The 21,053-nt window shown below is 39.3% G+C and carries 17 protein-coding genes and 1 pseudogene; 17 read left to right on the top strand and 1 reads right to left on the bottom strand.

From position 1 onward, the window contains the following. Positions 1-65: 65 nt before the first annotated feature. From BLP50_RS10365 to BLP50_RS10310, 12 genes are all read left to right on the top strand, one after another. Positions 66-932, top strand: coding sequence for an ECF transporter S component (locus BLP50_RS10365; protein ID WP_090154426.1), 867 nt, complete (start codon positions 66-68; stop codon positions 930-932). A 102-nt stretch (positions 933-1,034) separates the two neighbouring features. Beyond that, the gene (gene coaBC / locus BLP50_RS10360) at positions 1,035-2,225 is read left to right on the top strand and encodes a bifunctional phosphopantothenoylcysteine decarboxylase/phosphopantothenate--cysteine ligase CoaBC (RefSeq protein WP_090154424.1); all 1,191 of its coding nucleotides are present in this window, start codon (positions 1,035-1,037) and stop codon (positions 2,223-2,225) included. Positions 2,226-2,346: 121 nt separating this feature from the next. Beyond that, on the top strand, positions 2,347-3,363 hold the full coding sequence (locus BLP50_RS10355; RefSeq protein WP_090154422.1) for an SPFH domain-containing protein: 1,017 nt from the start codon (positions 2,347-2,349) through the stop codon (positions 3,361-3,363). A gap of 276 nt (positions 3,364-3,639) precedes the next feature. Beyond that, positions 3,640-4,053, top strand: a complete 414-nt coding sequence (locus BLP50_RS10350) for a flagellar protein FlaG (RefSeq protein ID WP_090154420.1) — start codon at positions 3,640-3,642, stop codon at positions 4,051-4,053. A gap of 16 nt (positions 4,054-4,069) precedes the next feature. Beyond that, positions 4,070-6,244: a flagellar filament capping protein FliD gene (gene fliD, locus BLP50_RS10345; protein ID WP_090154418.1), complete on the top strand. Its 2,175-nt coding sequence runs from the start codon at positions 4,070-4,072 to the stop codon at positions 6,242-6,244. A 55-nt stretch (positions 6,245-6,299) separates the two neighbouring features. Then, the gene (fliS, locus tag BLP50_RS10340) at positions 6,300-6,710 is read left to right on the top strand and encodes a flagellar export chaperone FliS (RefSeq protein WP_090154416.1); all 411 of its coding nucleotides are present in this window, start codon (positions 6,300-6,302) and stop codon (positions 6,708-6,710) included. 119 nt (positions 6,711-6,829) lie between these two features. Then, a complete protein-coding gene (locus tag BLP50_RS10335; protein WP_090154413.1) occupies positions 6,830-7,312 on the top strand; it encodes a hypothetical protein in 483 nt (160 codons plus the stop codon). A 363-nt stretch (positions 7,313-7,675) separates the two neighbouring features. Then, on the top strand, positions 7,676-9,193 hold the full coding sequence (locus BLP50_RS10330) for a flagellin N-terminal helical domain-containing protein (protein ID WP_090154411.1): 1,518 nt from the start codon (positions 7,676-7,678) through the stop codon (positions 9,191-9,193). Positions 9,194-9,359: 166 nt separating this feature from the next. After that, entirely contained in the window at positions 9,360-9,857 is a 498-nt protein-coding gene (locus BLP50_RS10325) for a hypothetical protein (RefSeq protein WP_090154409.1), read from the top strand. Between the two features lie 59 nt (positions 9,858-9,916). Continuing rightward, complete coding sequence (locus BLP50_RS10320) at positions 9,917-11,779, top strand: glycosyltransferase (protein WP_090154407.1); 1,863 nt, start codon at positions 9,917-9,919, stop codon at positions 11,777-11,779. A 44-nt stretch (positions 11,780-11,823) separates the two neighbouring features. Next, a complete protein-coding gene (locus BLP50_RS10315) occupies positions 11,824-12,993 on the top strand; it encodes a glycosyltransferase family protein (RefSeq protein ID WP_090154405.1) in 1,170 nt (389 codons plus the stop codon). A 155-nt stretch (positions 12,994-13,148) separates the two neighbouring features. After that, the gene (locus tag BLP50_RS10310; RefSeq protein ID WP_090154403.1) at positions 13,149-14,588 is read left to right on the top strand and encodes a radical SAM protein; all 1,440 of its coding nucleotides are present in this window, start codon (positions 13,149-13,151) and stop codon (positions 14,586-14,588) included. Positions 14,589-14,592: 4 nt separating this feature from the next. Here BLP50_RS10310 and BLP50_RS10305 read toward each other — a convergent pair whose 3' ends face one another. Continuing rightward, on the bottom strand, positions 14,593-15,486 hold the full coding sequence (locus tag BLP50_RS10305; protein WP_090154401.1) for an AraC family transcriptional regulator: 894 nt from the start codon (positions 15,484-15,486) through the stop codon (positions 14,593-14,595). A gap of 209 nt (positions 15,487-15,695) precedes the next feature. Between BLP50_RS10305 and BLP50_RS10300 the strand changes: the two genes are divergently transcribed. The 5 genes and pseudogenes from BLP50_RS10300 to BLP50_RS10280 form a co-directional block, all read left to right on the top strand. Further along, on the top strand, positions 15,696-16,337 hold the full coding sequence (locus BLP50_RS10300; RefSeq protein WP_090154399.1) for a bifunctional 4-hydroxy-2-oxoglutarate aldolase/2-dehydro-3-deoxy-phosphogluconate aldolase: 642 nt from the start codon (positions 15,696-15,698) through the stop codon (positions 16,335-16,337). Continuing rightward, complete coding sequence (uxuA, locus tag BLP50_RS10295) at positions 16,337-17,410, top strand: mannonate dehydratase (RefSeq protein WP_090154396.1); 1,074 nt, start codon at positions 16,337-16,339, stop codon at positions 17,408-17,410. Before BLP50_RS10300 ends, uxuA begins: the two co-directional genes overlap by 1 nt. A 4-nt stretch (positions 17,411-17,414) precedes the next feature. After that, on the top strand, positions 17,415-18,911 hold the full coding sequence (locus BLP50_RS10290; protein WP_090154394.1) for a mannitol dehydrogenase family protein: 1,497 nt from the start codon (positions 17,415-17,417) through the stop codon (positions 18,909-18,911). Next, the gene (gene uxaC, locus BLP50_RS10285) at positions 18,908-20,308 is read left to right on the top strand and encodes a glucuronate isomerase (protein ID WP_090154392.1); all 1,401 of its coding nucleotides are present in this window, start codon (positions 18,908-18,910) and stop codon (positions 20,306-20,308) included. The genes BLP50_RS10290 and uxaC overlap by 4 nt, the downstream gene beginning before the upstream one ends. A 250-nt stretch (positions 20,309-20,558) precedes the next feature. Beyond that, positions 20,559-21,053, top strand: a pseudogene (locus BLP50_RS10280) (sugar kinase); the annotation flags it as partial.

Raw genomic sequence — 21,053 nt, 5'->3', positions numbered from 1 at the left:
TAACGCTTGCTATGTTTTTTAGCAGGAGGAGACCCGTGGAGGCTTCTACCAAAAGGAGGAACAAAATGCAAAGCAAAAATTCTAAGACCTATGAGCTCGTGCTCACAGCGTTATTTATGGCCATTATTATTGCAATGGCTGTCACACCACTCGGATATATTCCACTCGTAGTTATTAATGCAACAACACTTCATATTCCAGTTATCATTGGTTCTTTATTTTTAGGACCTAAGAAGGGCGGATTTCTTGGAGGAGTATTTGGCGTAACAAGTTTTGTTAAGAGTTCACTTACCCCAACTCCATCAGCATTTGCTTTTTCACCAGTGGCTGCACTTACTATGCTTCCACATAATGGAATAGGAGAGGCACTTCTTTTAGTATTCAAGAGTACATTTATTGCAATTGTGCCAAGAATTCTTATTGGAGTAGTTCCATATTTTGTATTCATTGGAATTAAGAAGGCTATTGCCACAGACAAAAAAGTAATCTACGGCTCAATTATTAATGCAGTAGTTTCATTTATTGTTGGATTTGGTGTTTTCGCCTTTACTAACAAGATGATTACAGAAGGAAAATTCGCAATCAGTACTTCTACAGCAAAGATAATCGCTGTGATAATCGGTATAGTTGTATTTGTAGCAATCGAGTTTTTATTTATGAAAAAGGATGCTAAGACTCTTGCTTTTGTTACAGCAGGTATCACAGGCGCAATGACAAATACACTTCTTGTTATGGGCAGCATTTATCTTTTCTATAAGGACCCATATGCAGAGGTTTTACAGATTGATCCTAGTGCACTTATGGCAGTAATTGGTGGAATCATCAGCTTTAATGGTGTAATCGAAGCTGTAGTTGGCGCAATTATTGTTTACCTTGTGGGTATCGTACTTGATAAGATTCACCCAGCAGGGGCAGTGGCAGGAAAGAACTAATTAATTTTTTAAGAAATAGCAGATGGCTCATAATATGTGGGCCATCGTAGCAAGTGATATAAACAGCAATACTAACTTATTCTTCTTTGGAGGTAAGGATTTATGTTAAAAGGAAAATGCGTTGTTCTTGGAGTTACAGGCTCAATAGCAGCATATAAGATTGCCAATCTGGCATCAGCCCTTGTTAAGCTTGGGGCAGATGTTAATGTAATCATGACTAAAAATGCTACCAATTTTATAAATCCTATTACCTTCGAGACACTTACATCAAACAAATGTCTTGTTGATACATTTGACAGGAATTTTCAGTTTAATGTGGAGCATGTAGCCTTGGCAAAGCGTGCAGATATTTTTATGGTTGCACCAGCCAGCGCCAATGTTATAGCCAAGATGGCTCATGGCATTGCAGATGATATGCTTACCACTACCATTCTAGCGGCTAAATGTAAAAAGCTTGTTAGCCCAGCTATGAATACAAATATGTTTGAAAATCAGATTGTCCAGGATAATCTTGAGACTCTTAAGAAATATGGATTTGAAATAATTAATCCAGCTAGTGGATATTTAGCATGCGGAGACACAGGTGCGGGCAAGATGCCAGAGCCAGATGTTTTGCTTGCTTATATTCTCAGAGAAATTGGTCACGAACATGATTTGGCAGGAAAAAGGGTGTTAGTCACTGCTGGTCCTACGGAGGAGGCAATTGACCCAGTACGTTTCATTACTAATCACAGCACTGGCAAGATGGGATACGCTATTGCCAAGGTAGCTATGGAACGTGGTGCAGAGGTTACTTTGGTGTCTGGTCCAGTAAGTATAGAGCCACCAATGTTTGTGGATGTAGTTAATATTAGAAGCGCCGCAGAGATGGCTGAGGCAGTTAAATCAAGAGCTGCTGATTGTGACATTATAATAAAATCTGCAGCAGTTGCTGACTATAGACCTATCAATGTAGCGGCAGAGAAAATCAAGAAAAAAGACGGTGAGGGCTCAACTATTGAGCTTGAGAGAACCGAGGATATTCTTTCTTATTTAGGAGAGCATAAGAAAGAAGGCCAGTTTATTTGTGGTTTCTCAATGGAGACAGAGAACATGCTTGAGAATTCAAAGAAAAAGCTGGACAAGAAAAAGGTAGATATGATTGTGGCAAATAATCTTCGCACTCAGGGTGCTGGATTTGGCACAGATACCAATGTAGTTACCTTGATTACAAAGGACGAGGCAAGGGAGCTACCTATCATGTCAAAGGATGATGTGGCACAAGCCATCTTTGATACCATTTTAGGAAAATAGAAATAATTGGCATTGCGATTGCAATGCCTTTTTTATTTCATAGAATTATTATCTACATTGATGCAATCATGTATAGAAAAGGATATAATAAAATTAATTATTTAATGTAGGAGGATAAGTTATGGGAGCTTTATTAATTCTTTTATTGATTGTTTTCGTGCTTTTATGCATGGGGATTCGTATTGTCCCTCAGGGATATGTATTTGTAGTTGAGAATTTGGGAAAATATCATGCAACACTTCAGGCTGGTTTTCATGTTATTATTCCATTTATTCAGAGGGTGGCAAAGAGAGTTTCTTTAAAGGAACAGGTAGCTGATTTCCCACCACAGGGTGTTATCACAAAGGATAACGTTATCATGCAGATTGATACAGTAGTTTATTTCAAGGTTGCAGATCCTAAGCTTTATGCGTATGGAGCAGAGCGTCCAATACTTGCTCTTGAGAACCTTACAGCTACAACACTTCGAAATCTTGTTGGTGAGTTAGAGCTTGATCAGACACTTACATCTCGTGATAACATCAATTCAAAGATGCGTGTTATTCTTGATGAAGCTACTGATCCATGGGGTATCAAGGTAGGTCGAGTTGAGCTTAAGAATATTATTCCACCAGAGGAAATTCAGCGCTCAATGGAGAAACAGATGAAGGCTGAGCGTGATCGCCGTGAGACACTTCTTGAGGCAGAGGGGCACAAGCAGGCATCTATCACTAGAGCAGAAGGTGACAAGCAGGCACTTGTACTTAAGGCTGAGGCAGAAAGAGATGCTGCCATTGCTCGTGCAACAGGACAGGCTGAGTCTATCCGCCTTGTATATGAGGCAGAGGCAAAGGGTATAGAGATGCTCAAGGAAGCCAACATGGATGAGCGAGTTCTTCTTATTAAGAAGCTTGAGGCTCTTGAGAAGATGGGAGACGGCAGAGCTACAAAAATTGTGGTTCCAACAGACCTTGCTACAGCAGCAGCTGATCTTACTTTTAAGACAGAGATGCTTGGCTTTGGCAACAACACACCTATAGACACCAAGGCAGCTAAGCCTGCCAAAGCAAAGGCAGAAGACCCATGCTGCAGCGATGATGACAAGGGTGCTACAACACAGCACTTTGCTAAGGGTGAGCATGTAGATTTTCAGGCATAATAATATATAAGCAGCTAAGATGCGGCCCCAGAAATATTCTGGGGCCTTATTTTTTCTTCAATGTTGTAAAAAAATTAAAATTTAACTATAAACTTTTATAATTATCGTCCGATACAGGAATTAGAAGACTATACAAATATAGTTTTGTAGACTGTAATCCGAGCACAACAGCTGAGTGTTCGGAGGACATAATTTCCCATAGGTACACGGATGTATGTTGTCCTAAAGGATTGAGGAGTGGGACCGAAATCTTAAGGACGTAAGGAGGAAAGAGCAATGAAAATAGGCGAAGTAAGTAGTTCAGTAAGTAACTACCAGGGACAGGGAAGTTCAGCAAAAGCGCCAGTACAGCAGGTAACAGAGAGTAAGCCAGTTGATTTTACAACTGCAGCAAAAGAAATACGTGCCAGCGAGGCTGAATATAAAAACCCTAGTTTTGAACAGAATGAAGATGAAAACAGTGCAGCACAGGCAACTTCTTCATTAAAAGAAGCTATTAGCAAGATTAATTCTGCACAGGGTAACGCCGAAGCAGTATTCGGTATTCACGAAGGAACAAATCGTGTAATGATTAAGATGGTTGATAAAGAGACCAGAAAAGTCATTAAGGAATTTCCAGCAGAAGAGACTCTTGACCTTATTGCAAAGGCATGGGAGCTCGCCGGAATTATGGTTGATGAGAAGAGATAGATTTTGGAGGTAGTATATGCCTATTAGATTATCAGGTTTAGCATCGGGATTAGATACCGAGGCCCTTGTAGGTGCTTTAGTATCTGCCTATAGCTATAAAAAGGAAAAATATACTAAGGCTCAGACCAAGCTATCTTGGAAGCAGGATGCTTGGAAGACCCTTAATAGCAAAGTCTATAGCCTTTATACCGAAGTTGGTAACATGCGCTACTCATCTAACTATGCAATCAAGAAAGCAACAGTTAGCGATACAACAAAGGCTACAGCTACAGCAAGTGGTAATGCCATCAACGGCACACAGTCACTTGAGGTTAAAAAGCTTTCTACATCAGCTTATGTAACTGGTGGTAAGTTAGCAGATAGTATCAAGTTGGACTCTAATCTTTCAGAGCTTGGAATTGTATCTGGTACAACAGACAAGGGAGCTATTACTGTTCGTACAGGAACAAAGGTTACCAAGATTGAGCTTGATATGACAATGACAGTTAACCAGCTGGTTAGCAAGTTCAAAGAAGCAGGATTAGATGCTAATTACGATGAGAAGAATAATAGATTTTTCATAAGTGCGCAGAAATCAGGCAAAGATGGTGATTTTTCAATCTCCGCAGATAATACTAAGGGTCTTAGCGACCTTATGAAGCTGGGACTTTTGTCTGACTCTGAGATTAAATCTATCAAGAGCACAGTATCTACAGAGGGCTTAGTTAAGAGAAAATACGGCAGTGTAGTAAGTGATGCTGACGGTTTCGCAAGCTTAATTAGAGCTGTAAAAGGTTACAAGGACATAATTAATAGTTCTACAGCTAGTGATGAGGAAAAGCAAGCAGCTAGAGAGGCAATTAATTTAGAGCCAGCTTATAGGGATATCGAAGAGTATCTTGATGGTAAGAATGTAGATTGGTCTACTCTTACAGAAAGTGATATTGTAGCTTACGGCAAGGAAATCTATAATGCAGGAAAATACGATGACGATGCTGCGGCAGCAACCGAAAGAGAGATGACAGCTTCTCTTAACGCCATCCGTGATGAATATGTAAAACTTTCAGCTGCTAAGGCTATGCCAGAGACAACAGATGCAGAAAAGACTGCTAAGAATGCAGCAATTGCAAAGGCAAAGGCTGATGTTGATGCAGTATTAGAGAATCCTGTAAATGCAAAGTGGGCTTCATATATTGAGAAAAACTTTGGCGCAGCAAATGATGGCTCATTTGAAGACGATAAGTACAGATATAGTGATTTCTGGACTCAGTCAGATAACTTAGAGCTGGCAAATAGCGTTTCCTATAGAATGAAGCTTGCTTATACACTTAGTGCAGATGATGCAGCTTTAGATAATGCTAATGCAGCAGTTAAAATTGATGGTTCTGATTCAGAGATTATTTTAAATGGTGTTACATATAAAGGTAGCACAAACTCAATTACTGTAAATGGACTTACTATTGAAGCAAAGGCCCTTACAGCAGAAAATAGTCCTATCAGTATCACAGTTGCAACAGATACAGATAGCTTATATGACAAGGTAAAGGATTTCCTCACATCATATAATACTCTCATGAATGAAATGCAGAAGCTCTACAATGCAGATTCTGCAAAGGATTATGAGCCACTTACAGATGATGAGAAGAATGAAATGTCTGAGACTGAAATCGAAAAGTGGGAGCAGAAGATTAAAGACTCCTTACTTAGAAGGGATAATAGTCTTAGCAGTTTGATTTCTACAATGACTATGTCAATGATGAAGTCATATACCATTAATGGTCAGTCTGTTTCATGGTCTACATTTGGCATTCATACACTTGGAACATTGAACGCCGCAAAAAATGAGAACTATGCTTATCATATTGATGGTGATACAGAGGATTCAAAGACATCTGGTAACCCTGAGAAGCTTCGTGCAGCTCTTGCAGAAGATCCAGAAAAAGTTATCGAATTTCTCAAGCAGATGACTAAAGGTCTTTACGAAGACTTAGATAAGAAGATGAAGTCTACATCTGTTAAATCTATGTACACAGTCTACAACGATAAGGAAATGGCATCAGAGTACTCTAACTACAACAACCTTATCAAGACATGGACTGATAGAGTTACAGAAATGGAAGACTCATATTATAAGAAGTTTGCTCAAATGGAAAAAGCACTTTCACAATTACAGAGCAATTCATCTTCTATCACATCATTACTTGGAGGCTAAGCTTTGCCGGGCAAGTAATAAAAGGCATTATTAGAAATTCAGGGAGGCGATCTTTATGACACCAATGAACGGTTACGACGCTTACGCAAGAAACAGAATTTTAACAGCTTCTCCCGCAGAGCTGACCCTTATGCTCTATGAAGGTGCAATCAAGTTTTGCAATATAGCCATAGTAGCATGCGAAAATAATGATATTGAAAAGGCTCACAATAATATCAGAAAGACTGATAGAATTATTGAAGAGTTTGAGATTACATTGGATGAAAAATATCCTGTAGCTAAGGATTTCCAGGCAGTATATACATATCTTAGAAGTTGCCTTAGACATGCAATGATTGACAAGGATCCAGAGACATTGCAGGAGGTGTTAAAGCATCTTCGTACAATGCGAGATACTTGGAAGGATGTTATGAAGCTTACAGCTAATGGCAAAAAGCTTGATGGCACAAATGAAATCGCTGGATAATGATTTTTATGACCCCTCTAAAAAGAGGGGTCGTTTTTTTGTGTTCAAACATTTATTATATAAATAGAAGAAATGATAATCAGATTCTGAACCTACACAGCAGAGAAAAGGGGTAAATCATGGAAAACATGGATTATGTAGTAATGCTTAGAGAATCACTTGAAAAGAAAGCAGATATCTTACGAGTTCTTCAGATAAGAAATCAGGAGCAGGCAGCTATTCTTCAGGATCCAAATACTACACCAGATGATTTGGAAAAGAATATGAATATGAAGTCAGAGCTCATCGATAGAATAATTATGCTTGACGAGGGCTTCCAGCAGCTTTTTGGTAGGGTAAAGACTATAATAGAAGCTGATAGAGAGACTTATGCTGATGAGATTCGCATTATGCAGGAGCTTATTAAAAAGGTAACTGACCTGACTGCTGATGTGGAGGCTTCAGAATATAGAAATAAAGAGTATGCTAAAGCTCGATTTGCCAATATCAAAAAAGAAGTTCGTGAGATTAAAAAATCAAATGACGTGGTTACCTCCTATTATAAAAATATGATGGCCCATAATAAGGCTGACGACCCTTCTTTCCTGGATAAAAAGAAATAAATTAGCCTCTAAAACAGGGAGATTTTAATGAAATTTAGATTAAATTAACAAATTATTTGACCTATTTTCAGATAAATTTTCGGCTCGCAGAAACCTAGTAAAATCAAGGCTTCTGCGAGTTTTTTATATTGCACATAAAATGAGAAAATTGATACAAAATGAAAATTTTTTTTAAAAAGGGGTAAAGTTTTTGGACACGCAAACGATAAATAAGGTGTAAGGAACAATTACCCTTGCAAAATCGAATTCGAATCTTTAGAAAAATCAAATTTAATAACCAGGCCAGACACGGATGTTGGGCTATCAAGAAAAACGGATTTAAAAGCTAAATGGACTTAGCTGAATCTCATGGAGGAATTTATTATGGTAGTACAACACAACATGCAGGCAGCGAACTCATCAAGAACGCTCAACATTACAACAGACGCACAGTCAAAGAGCACAGAGAAGCTTTCTTCAGGATACAAGATTAACAGAGCAGCTGATGATGCAGCAGGACTTTCAATTTCTGAAAAGATGAGAAAGCAGATTCGTGGTTTAGGCCAGGCTTCTACAAACGCTTCAGATGGTGTTTCTTCAGTACAGACAGCTGAAGGTGCCCTCACAGAAGTTCATGACATGCTTCAGAGAATGAACGAATTAGCAGTTCAGGCAGCTAATGGTACAAACTCAGAATCAGATCGTAGTGATATCCAGAACGAAATTGATCAGCTTACACAGGAAATCGATCGTATCGCTTCTACAACAAAGTTCAACGAGACATTCCTTCTTAAAGGTGATGTAGGACTTAGAAGAATGTATATCAACGCACATGATGCAGGTTTGGATGGAACATTAATCCAGAATACTACTAGAGCAACATTCACCATGGAATCACTTGAGGCAGGCGAAAGATATACAATCGGTGGTACACAGTACACAATCGGTGCTTCTACAAACCAGGAAGTAGCAGAAGCTCTTCACTTAACACAGTACTATACAGCAGGTGCAACACCTACAGCAGCAGGTACATGGAAGCTTACAGCTGGCGATACAATTTCAATCGATGGCAAGACATACACAATTAATGCTGACGATATCGGAACAGATATTGCAAACGCAAAGGTTACTAACGGATACCTCGCAAAGCTTATTACAAAGGGCTCAACAGTAAAATATAACGGTAATGAAGTAACAAGATTCTCTACTTCATACAACTCTTCAACAGGTATTGATGATGCTAACGTAACACTTATCAAGGCTACAGCAGCATACAAGATGGTAGCAATCGAGCTTAAGGCAGCTTCATCAATCGGCGCAACAGATGGCCCTGCTTCTATGGATACAGCAAAGACAACATCTGCAGACGGAAAGATTAAAGCTGGTGACTACATTTGGGAGAAGCACAACATTAAGAAGACTGTTGATGGTAAGGAAATTACATCTACAACATACAGCTTCTCAATCACAAAGGGCTTCGTAAATATCCAGAACGCACTTACACTTAACCTTCACGTAGGTGCTGACGCAGCCATGACAAACAAGATCAACGTTACTCTTGAAGCTATGAACGCTAAGTCAATCGGTATTGCAGGTATCAACGTATCAGATGCAACAGGTAAGAACGCAACATACGCAATCGATGCAATCACAGATGCTATCCAGAGAGTATCAGCACAGAGAGCAGAACTTGGTGCCGTACAGAACAGACTTGAGCACTCTATCAAGAACTTAGACAACGTAGTTGAGAACACAGAGGCAGCTGAATCAAGAATCCGTGATACAGATATGGCTGACACAATGGTTGAGTACTCAAAGAACAACATCTTACAGCAGGCTGGACAGTCAATGCTCGCTCAGGCTAACCAGGCTACACAGGGTGTACTTCAGCTCTTACAGTAAGATTTATAAAAGTGCTTAATCTACCAGAATTATATAACTAGAATAATTAATCCCCACCTCTTATAAGGGGTGGGGATATTTAAACAAAAAATCAACTAAATAGTAACTTTGAAAATAGCGCCTACAACAATTTGGTAGGGTTTTACATAGAAAAGAGGTAAAGCGTATGGCATACTTTACAAGAAACAAAATGGAAATGATGGTTTTGGAGCTTTACTCAGCAAATGCTAGATTTGCAAACGGGGGAACAGAAGATTTACAAGGCGATTTAAGAGTTCTAATCGAATGCCAGCAGAAAGCTTTAGTTCTCGGTGAATATCTTGAATCAATGGGAATGGATTACTCAGATATAGTTGAAAAATTTGAAAAATATTGCAATTTGATTTACGATATAAGTGAGAATTTAAATGACAGAGAATTAGTCATTGATCACAAGCTCGATATCGAACCTATCTTAGCAAACATTCTAAATGATATCGAAGAGAGAATTATCGAAATAAGAAGTATAGATGTATACGACTTCAGAGGATTGGTTGACGCACCAGGTGAAAAGCTAATAGTCAGCAAGGAAATCAATCGATTGATTGATAGTTGCCTTGGCAATGTACCTGGACTCACAGAAGGAGAGGAAATGTACAGACCACTTGTAGTTGGAACATACTAAATAAAATTCAAAGGCTCGTCAGATGACGGGCCTTTTTGACTTTATTAAAAGGAGAAACGATGAACACAAAAGAGAAAACAAAACTTCTTACAATTAGCCTTTTATGTTGTGGCAGACCGGATACAACCGAGCGCTGCCTTAAATCTTTGATGCCAATTCGTGAGGCTATTGACTCAGAGATACAGGTTGTAGATACTGGATGTTCTCCTGAGACAAGAGCCATAATTGAAAAATATGCTGATGAGGTATTTGAATTCACATGGTGTAATGATTTTGCCAAGGCGAGAAATTTCCAGCTGGATCAAGCCAATGGAAAGATGTTTCTCTTTATCGATGATGATGAGTGGTTTTTGGACACCAAATATATAATCGATTTCTTCAAGCAGCCAAATTGTACAGAGTACAATATAGGTGGCTATTATCAGCGTAATTATCTTGATTTTGAGGGAATAGAATACTCTGATATAGAAGTTGTACGCATGTGTTCTGTGACCCCAGAAACTAGGTTTATTGGAAAGGTACATGAGTACATTGAGCCTGCTTATGGAAATGCCATGTTTATGGATGCTCAGGCAGGACACTTTGGCTATGTGTATGTTTCTGAGGAGGACAATATTAAGCATTCAATGCGAAATATCCCTCTTTTAAAGGAAATGATGGAAGAGCAGCCTGATAACTTGCGTTGGCCATACCAGCTGGCTCAGGAGTATAGGGCATGTAAATATCACGAAGAGCTTTTAGAATTATGTAAGAAAGCCCTTGAAGACGCTAGAATTAATAAAGAGGAAGAGGCTATTCGCTACCGAGGACCTTTTGCTTGTGGTATAGCAATAGCATTAGATGAGCTAGATAGATATGATGAGCTTATTGAATTCTATTATGATGAACTTAAGCGCAATGAGATAATGGATTTAGCTGTTGCAAAGCTAAGTACTTATGCTGCAAAGGCTTTCTATGTAACTATCAAAACAAAGGAATGTGTGGAGGCATGTAACCGTTATCTAGAGATAATGGATAGGCTGGAAAATAATAAGGGTGAAATATTCCTGCAGGGAGGAATATTTGTTTTTGATGCCTTTGATGAGTTGCATAAGAATACAACATACTGCTATTTAATGGCTTGCGGACTTATGAATGATAATTTTGGACCGCTAGTACATTATTATCGCAGAATATCATGGAATTCCCCTGTTGTAAGACTCAATCGTGGCTTTATAAAAATGCTAGTTATAAAGGCATGTGAGTATGGCTATAAAAAAGAGCTGAGGGACGTACTAAACAAGTTCTTTACCAGACCTGGATTTAGGGATGTGCTTCAGCATGAGATAGACGAGAATCTAGAGAAAATAGATGGGCCAATGTGGAAGAATTTAAAATCCGCTTTTAAGACCACAGACCGTGAAAAAGAAATGAACCTTTTCTGCGATATCAGACTTATGGAACGTCGCCTTTTAGAGGGAGATTTCTACACCTTCAGCGAGCTTTTAGACAAGCTATTACAATATGCTGCCATGACTGAAGAATGGCACGGTCTTCACATAGCTTGGATGGAAGAAAAAGCAGATAAAAATGAGGTCAAACCAGAAGTACGCCTGGGCAGATTATTTGTAGAATTTGCAGAGAAAAAAGATGGGGACCCAACGGTAGCATTAAAGATTTTAAAGGATGCCATCGGTGTGAGAAAGATAATGGATTCCACAATTCAAAGCTTCTCTAAGTTATATGGCACATACCAGATGATTAAGGAAGAAAAAGAGAAAGATCCAAATAAATTTGCTGAGATGTACAACCTAGAGGAAGCTATCTTAAAGCAAATTGCGGACCTAGATGCAGCAGGTAAATCAGACGAAGCCATCGCTACATACGGACAATTAACTTCAATCATCCGCAGCACCTACGGAGTGGATACCTTACACTTCTAGTGTGGTGGATGGCTTGAGAGCGTAACAAGCGAAGGATTCATGTTATGAAAAAGATTTTGATGTATAGGTGGAAAGCCTACAATTACAAAGACATAAAGTTTACATTTGAGAAAATGGGATTCGAAGTTAAGGAGGTCTATCAGGACCTTCTTAATTATGATGTGGATGAAAAATTTGCAGCTGAACTAAAGGGTATGATAAAGGCAGATTCATACGAATTTTTCTTTACTGTAAATTACTTTCCACTGATATCAAATGTATGCCAGGAATGTGGTCTTTTGTATGTGTGCTGGAGCTGTGACAATCCACTGATTTCAATGTATCACAAGTCAGTTTTCAATGATGTAAATCGCATCTTTTTATTTGATTTGACCAATGTAGAAGAGTTCAAGGGAATGGGGGTAGAGCATGTATATCACCTACCTCTAGCTGTGGATTGCAATAGAATTGACTATCTTTTTAAAAACTCTGGAGATTTGGATAAATATCTTAATGACATAAGCTTTGTAGGCTCCCTATATGAGAAAAATTCTTACGACAAAATGGAGTATACCCTGCCTGATTATTTGCGAGGATATTTTGAGGCGACAATGGAGGCACAGAAGGATTTACAGGGGATAAATATCATCGATAGAATGCTTACTCCAGAGATTTTAATGGAGCTAGAAAACTACTTTGAACTGGAAAAATCAGAGGATTCTCTGTCAGATTTAAACCTTATTTTTTCAGTTACAACCCTTGGATTTAAAATAGCTGAAAAGCAAAGAAGAAGCATACTTATTGAGCTGTCAAAGCATCATGATGTAAGCATTTATACAAACTCAAATACAGCTGATTTGATACGTGTTAACTACAAGGGGGCCGTGGATTATTGGGAGGAAATGCCAAAGGTATTTAGAGGCTCAAAAATCAATCTAAACATGACAATTCCAAATATAAAAAGTGGTGTTCCACTTCGTATATACGATATACTCGGGGCAGGTGGATTTTGCATTACAAACTTCCAGGCAGAGCTTCCTATGCAATTTGAAAATGAAAAACATCTAGTCTGGTACTACGACCAAAGAGACCTTTTTGAAAAGGTGAATTTCTATCTAAAGCACGACGCTGAGCGAGCTGCCATTGCAGCAGCCGGCCGAAAGTATGTAGAAGAGAATTGTTCATATGAGCAGCGCATAAATACATTGCTTGAGGTCGTAACAGACTCATTGTGAATACATTTTAGATAAATAATGTAAATTATTAGACATTTTTATTCAAATGTAGTCTACAACAAACATTATATTTTTGTTGTACATTGTTTCATTTTAAATCCCTAACTAATATAAAAATAGAGAGCGAAAAGTTTTCGGTATCAGGGAGGGTTAAAATGGGTACAAATAATCTTGCACATGCGGCTCAGCGAAAGATTTTTTCAGCTGAGATTAACAAATTTATAAGAAATCTTAATAACAATCCAAAAGCACGAACAAATTCATATTTAAGACTGGCCAATGTTGGAGAAAAATTTTGGGGTACTAAAGGTGCCGATAAAGAAAAGCTTGAAAGGGCAAAAAAAGCTTTAGCTGATCCAAATAATAGATGGGTGAAATATATCAACAAGGTAATTGACGAAACTAACCCTGATTATCTCAGTAAAATGACGTTAAACCTAGGATACGAAGCATTTTTCCGTGGCACAAAAAAGATTCGCAAGAATAGAAAAAAGTATGGCTGTAACGTGCCTTGGCTTATTCTTTTTGACCCTACAATGGCTTGTAATATGCACTGTATTGGTTGCTGGTCTGGCACATATGGACACAAGGCAAATCTTACATTTGAAGACATGGATAAAATTGTCACAGAGGGTAAAGAGCTTGGCGTATATCTGTACATGATGACAGGCGGCGAACCAATGGTCAGAAAGGCTGATATTATAAAGCTTTGCGAGAAGCATAATGACTGTTTCTTTGCAGCCTACTCTAACTCTACTTTGATTGATGAGGAGCTTTGTAAGAAAGTTGTAGAGCTTGGAAATCTTACGTTCATGCTTTCTATCGAGGGAACTCCTGAGACAAATGATGCAAGAAGAGGCGACGGCCACTACGAAGCTGTAATGAAGGCTATGGACCTTTTAAAGAAGTATGGAATCATTTATGGAACTTCGATTTGTTATACAAGAGATAATATTGAAGCAGTAACTAGCGATGAGTTCTTAAGATTTATTTCTGAGAAGGGTGCTAGATTTGGTTTCTATTTCCACTATATGCCGGTTGGAAACAATGCTGTTCCTGAGCTTATGCCAACTGTTGAGCAGCGCAAGAATATGATTGAGCGTATCCGCTTTGTCAGATCAAATGAATCAGATATAGAATTTTTCCCAATGGACTTTCAGAATGATGGTGAGTATGTTGGTGGTTGTATAGCGGGTGGTCGTAATTACTTCCACATTAACTCAAACGGCGATGCGGAACCATGCGTGTTTATACATTTTTCAGATTCGAACATTCATGAGAAATCAATTTTGGAGATTCTACAGAGTCCACTTTTCATGGCATATCACGATGGACAGCCATTTAACAAGAATCACTTAAGACCATGTCCAATGCTTGAAAATCCTGAGAAACTCAGAGGCATTGTTGCTGCCACAGGTGCAAAGCAAACTAACATGGAATCACCAGAATCCGTAGACCACCTTTGCTCAAAGGCCGACACCTACGCCCGCGACTGGGGTAAAGCAGCCGATGAAATCTGGGAAAGCCAGCATAGTGTACAAACCCACAAGCACAGCGTTAAAGCACCTTCGCGACATATAAAACATACATCCTAAAATGTTATGTAGTAGGAAGGCCCATATTTCGTACAATATTATCCCTGTATTTCTTGGGGCTGGTTCCGTATTCCTTAACGAAGGCACGGTAGAATACGGAGTAGTCAGAAAAGCCGTAAGTTTCGGCTACTAAAGATATATCTTGACCGCTTAAAATGGCGTCTCGGCACATGTCGAGGCGCTTTTTTGTTATGTATTTATGGATGGAGAGTCCATTGGTTTCGGTGAAAACATGGGCTATGTGGAACTTGCTGACATGGAAATAGTCGGAGAGCAATTCCAATGATAAATCCTCGTCGATGTGGGTTTCAATGTATTGGATAATGCTCTCGTAAAGGGAGTCAGAATCCGCATTTACGATATTAGGGTTTTGTGACTCATATACATTTCGATTAATAGAAAGAATCAAATCGCTGACATAAAGCATGATTTTAGCGTCTTTTCCAAAGCGATTTGAGTTGATTTCATCAATGAGAGAGAATACCTTTCCTTGGATGGTGTTGAACTCGATTTCTGTGAATTTGTTAATGAAAAAGCTGCCAGAATTTTTGGCCTTATCGGTAAGGTATCGGTAGTCCTCTGACTGTCTACCCAGGTTGTCAATGAAATCCTCAGTAACCCAAAATACAAATCTTCGATAAGGAACATCACTGTCTACAAGGCGAGCATAGTGTGCCAAATATGGAGGGATAACAACCATTGTTCCAGGTGTTGGAACGAATTTTTTGCCATCAATGTACATGATAATATTTCCCTCGATGAAAAGATAAAACTCGTAATAATCATGAGTATGAGCCTCAACTGTAGGTACAATTCTGTCGCTGTAATAATAAATCTCAAAGTCCTGAGACAGCATATATTGTCTAGTAGAAAACTCTGTTTTTAAATTCTTTTTCATAATCAAATCACCCTAAAATTGCAATATTTGCCCAGTCAAAATAAGCGATTACTTCTTATTAAAAATACTATTTTATAAATAACATAAAACAACAAGATTTGCAATATAGCTAACAATTTCAACAATGGGATAAATCTTTTTTCGAAGTTATTATGTGAACATAAACTAGTTCCCTAGAGGGAAAACCGGAAAGAAAAAGGAGAAAGGTCATGTACGAGGATTTAAAGAAAAGATTTGAAGAAATTGGTATTATCCCAGTTGTTGTACTTGAAGATGCTAAGGATGCTCACGCACTTGGAGAGGCTTTGATGAAGGGCGGTCTTCCAGCTGCTGAGGTTACTTTTAGAACAGAAGCTGCAGAGGAGGTAATCAGAATCTTATCAAAAGATTTCCCTGACATGCTTGTAGGCGCTGGCACAGTTTTAACATGTGAGCAGGCAGATAGAGCAGTTGCAGCAGGTGCAAAATTTATCGTTGCCCCAGGATTTAATCCAACAGTTGTTAAGCATTGTTTGGAGAAGGGATACCCTGTTACACCAGGTGTTCAGACACCAGGCGAGATGGAGCAGGCAATGGAGCTTGGACTTGATTTTGTAAAGTTCTTCCCAGCTGAGCCAGCAGGTGGCCTTCCAATGATTAAGGCAGTTGCAGCACCATATTCAAAGCTTAGATTCATGCCAACAGGCGGAATTAACAAGGAAAATGTAAAAGACTATTTAGCATATAAAAAGATTGTAGCCTGTGGTGGCACATGGATGGTAAAGGGCGATTTGATTGCTTCTGGCGATTTCGCAAAGATTGAAGAGCTTACACATGAGGCAGCAGAAATTGTTAAGGAGGCAAGAGCATAATGGAAATGACACTTAGATGGTACGGTAAGGATTTTGATACCGTAACTTTAGAGCAGATAAGACAGATTCCTGGTGTTAAGGGAGTTATCACTACACTTTATGACACAAAGCCAGGCGAGGTTTGGTCTCGTGAGAGAATTAAAGCTATGAAGGCTGAGGTTGAGGCAGCAGGACTTCACGTAGCAGGAATTGAAAGCGTAAACATCCACGAGGATATCAAGCTTGGAAAGCCAAGCAGAGAGCAGCTTATTGACAACTACATTGAGACACTTACAAATCTCGGTGAAGAAGATATCCACATGGTTTGCTACAACTTCATGCCAGTATTTGACTGGACAAGAACAGAGCTTGCAAGAAAGCGCGCAGATGGCTCTACAGTTCTTGCATACAACCAGGCTGCTGTAGATGCACTTGTTCCAGAGAAAATGTTTGATTCAATTGCTGGTGACACAAATGGTTCTTTGATGCCAGGTTGGGAGCCAGATAGACTTGCTCATGTTAAGGAACTTTTCGACGAATACAAGGACATCACAGACGAAGAATTATTTGAAAACCTCAAGTATTTCCTTGAGAGAATCATGCCAGTTTGTGACAAGTATAATATCAACATGGCTATTCATCCAGATGATCCAGCATGGCCTGTATTTGGTCTTCCAAGAATCATCATTAACAAAGAGAATATCCAGAGAATGATGAAAATGGTAGACAATCCACACAATGGTGTGACATTCTGCTCAGGTTCTTATGGAACAAATCTTGAGAATGATTTGCCAGACATGATTAGAAGCTTAAAGGGTAGAATACATTTTGCCCATGTCAGAAATCTCAAGTTTAACTCAAAGGATGATTTCGAAGAGGCTGCACATCTTTCAAGTGATGGAAGCTTTGATATGTACGAGATAGTAAAGGCACTTTACGACATCGGATTTACAGGACCTATCAGACCAGATCACGGTCGTATGATTTGGGGCGAAAAGGCAATGCCTGGATATGGTCTTTACGATAGAGCTCTTGGAGCTGCCTACATTAATGGTTTGTGGGAAGCGATAGAGAAGAATGCAAAAAGGGGATAATGTGATGCAATTAACAAACGAAGGTATTAAGAACAAAGCGGCTTGGGAGAGTAAAGGTTATAAACTTCCTAGCTACGATAGAGAAAAAGTTACTGCAAATACAAAGGCAAATCCATCATGGATTCACTTTGGCGCAGGTAATATTTTCAGAGCTTTCCAGGCAAATGCAGTGGAAAAGCTACTTGAAGATGGCACTATGGATACAGGCCTTATTGTTGCAGAAGGTTACGATTACGAGATTATTGAAAAATACAATAGACCTTGCGATAACCTAAGCATTTTAGCAACACTTAAGGCTGATGGAACAGTAGAAAAAACAGTTATCGGCTCAATTGTTGAGGCTTGCATTTTAGATGAGGAAAACGAGGCAGAAATTGAGCGATTAAGAGAGATTTTCAGAGCTCCATCTCTTCAGATGGTCAGCTTCACTATCACTGAAAAGGGATATAAGACAAGAGCCTACATGAACAAGGTGGTAGGTCTTATCTTAGAGAGATACAAGGCAGGTGCCCTTCCTATTTCCATTGTCAGCATGGATAACTGCTCACATAACGGAGACAAGTTAAAGGAAGCCGTAGTTGAAATCGCAAATGAATGGGTAGCAGATGGCAAATGCGAAAAGGGATTTGTTGACTATGTTGAAAATCCAAAGGTAGTGGCATTCCCACTTTCTATGATTGATAAAATCACACCACGTCCTGATGATACAGTTAAGAAAATGCTTGAGGCTGATGGTGTAGAAGGCACTGAGCCAATCGTTACTTCAAAGAATACTTATGTATCTAACTTCGTAAATGCGGAGGAGACAGAGTATCTTGTCATTGAGGATTTGTTCCCTAATGGAAGACCTTCCCTAGAGAAGGCAGGCATCATCTTTACTGATAGAGAGACAGTAGATAAGACAGAGAAGATGAAGGTATGTACTTGCTTAAATCCTCTTCATACAGCACTTGCTATATTTGGATGTCTTCTTGGATACAAGACAATCCACGATGAGATGGATGATGAGACACTTAAAAAGCTTGTTACAACTCTTGGCAAGGAAGAGGGCATGAAGGTAGTTGTGGACCCTAAGGTTCTTTCACCACAGGAGTTTTTAGATGCTGTTCTTACAAAGCGTCTTCCAAACCCATTTATGCCAGATACTCCACAGAGAATTGCCTGCGATACATCACAGAAGCTCCCAATTAGATTTGGTGAGACAATCAAGGCTTATCGCGCAAGTCACACTCTTAGCACAGATAGCCTGAGAGTTATCCCTGTGGTACTTGCTGGATATTTAAGATACTTAGAGGGCATTGATGATGAGGGCAACCCATTTGAGCAGAGCCCAGACCCATTGCTTGATGAGTTAAAGGCACTTTCACCAAAGGATGTGCTAAAACGTAAAGACGTATTTGGCGTAGATCTTTATGAGGATTCTTTAGCAAAGAGAGTTCTTGAGATTCATTCTGAAATGGTTGGAAAAGGTAATGTAAGAAGGGAATTAGAAAAACTATGAAAAAATTTATGGATGAAACATTCTTACTGAATAATCAAACAGCAATTGATTTGTTTGAAGCAGTAAAAGATGATCCTATTATTGATTATCACAATCATCTAAATCCTAAAGAGATTTATGAGGATAAATGTTTTGACAATATGACTGAAGTTTGGCTTGGCGGAGACCATTACAAGTGGCGCGCAATGAGAGCCAACGGTGTTTCAGAAGTGCTTATCACTGGAGACGGGGCTCCTTTTGATAAATTTGTTGCATGGGCAGATACTGTGCAGAACCTAATTGGAAACCCTCTATATCACTGGACTCATATGGAATTGCAGAGATACTTCGGTATCGATACTCCCCTAACCCCTGCATCTGCAAAGTCTATATGGGACCAGTGTAACCAAAAACTCAAAACAAAGGAATTCTCAGTGAGAAACCTCCTAAGAAAACAAAATGTATCTGCCCTATGTACAACAGATGACCCTGCAGATAGCTTAGAGTGGCACAAGAAAATCCGTGAAGATGGATTTGAAATAAAGGTGCTTCCATCTTTTAGACCAGAGAAGGCAATTGGAATAGATAAGCTTGATTATCTCGATTATCTTGACCGACTTTCAAATGTTTCTGGTGTGGAGATAAAGGATGTTGATTCTCTCCTTGAGGCATTGAAAAAGAGACTTGAGTTCTTTATCGAGAATGGATGTAGAGTATCTGACCACAGCTTGGAGGCTACATTCTACGTAAAGACAAACAAGGTAGAGGTAGAGGAATTATTTAAAGAAAGATTAGAAGGAAAAACTCTTTCAGAGGAAGAGGAAGGCAAATTTAAGGGCTTTGTTCTCACAAAGCTTGGACAGATGTACGCTAAGAAAAATATCGTAATGCAGCTTCATATTGGAGCTATCAGAAATAACTCTATGAGATTTTTCAATTACATCGGTCCTGATACAGGCTTTGATGCGTTAAATGATTTCAACTATGCGCCACAGCTTGCAGCATTACTTTCAGATATGGATTTAACAGACCAGTTGCCAAAGACAATTCTTTACTGCTTAAATCCAAAGGATACAGAAATGCTTGCAGCTATGGCAGGAACATTCTGCAGCAATGAGCATGGCATTAAGGGCAAGGTTCAGCTGGGAGCAGCATGGTGGTTCTGTGATCACAAAAATGGAATCGAGCGCCAGATTGAGGCTATGTCAGATTCTGGACTTATTTCAACATCCATTGGAATGCTCACTGATTCACGTAGCTTCCTTTCATTCCCACGCCATGAGCTCTATCGTCGAATCCTTTGCAACAAAATCGGCTCATGGGTAGAAAATGGAGAGTACCCAGCAGACATGGACTACCTCCGTGGCATGGTGGCTGACATTTGCGGCGGCAATGCAGTGAAATACTTTAATTTATAATGTGGCCTACAAGAGTAAAAGCATCTTGTGGCAAAGCATAATAATTACAATTATTTAAAATATAAGTTTTAGATGAGCAACGAATGAGAACTAGCAGAGCGTCTTCGAAAAGACCTTTGAGGGCGGTCGTTACTTAGAAGGCACGCAGTGGCTTCTTATGTAACGCAACCAGCCCGACAAGAGCGAAAGCGTGTCTCGAGAAGATGCTTTGCTAGTGATAAAGAAGTTGCGGACTAAGGAGAGAAAAGAAATGAATTTAGAATTAAGAGACAAAAAGGATTGTAAGTATGATGCGGTTTCTCTTGGTGAGGTAATGCTTCGCCTTGACCCAGGTGAGGGCAGAATCCGCACAGCTCGTCAGTTTAGAGCGTGGGAAGGTGGCGGAGAGTACAACGTAATCCGAGGACTTCGCAGATGCTTTGGCATGGATACAGCTGTTATTACTGCATTTGCAGATAATGAGGTAGGACATCTCGTAGAGGATTTCATCCTTCAGGGTGGCGTAGATACAAAGCTTATTAACTGGAAAAAGACAGATGGTATCGGCCGTGAGTGCAGAAATGGTCTTAACTTTGTAGAGAGAGGCTTTGGTATCAGAGGAGCTCTTTCATGTTCAGATAGAGCAAACACTGCTATTTCTCAGGCAACAGATAAGGATTTTGACTTTGACTATATCTTTGGTGAGCTTGGCGTAAGATGGTTCCACACAGGCGGAATCTATGCAGCTCTTTCAGAGCAGTCAGCA

The organism is Pseudobutyrivibrio sp. AR14 (assembly GCF_900101325.1).
In the GTDB taxonomy this organism is placed as follows: domain Bacteria; phylum Bacillota; class Clostridia; order Lachnospirales; family Lachnospiraceae; genus Pseudobutyrivibrio.
This window is presented reverse-complemented; position numbering and strand designations above follow the sequence as displayed.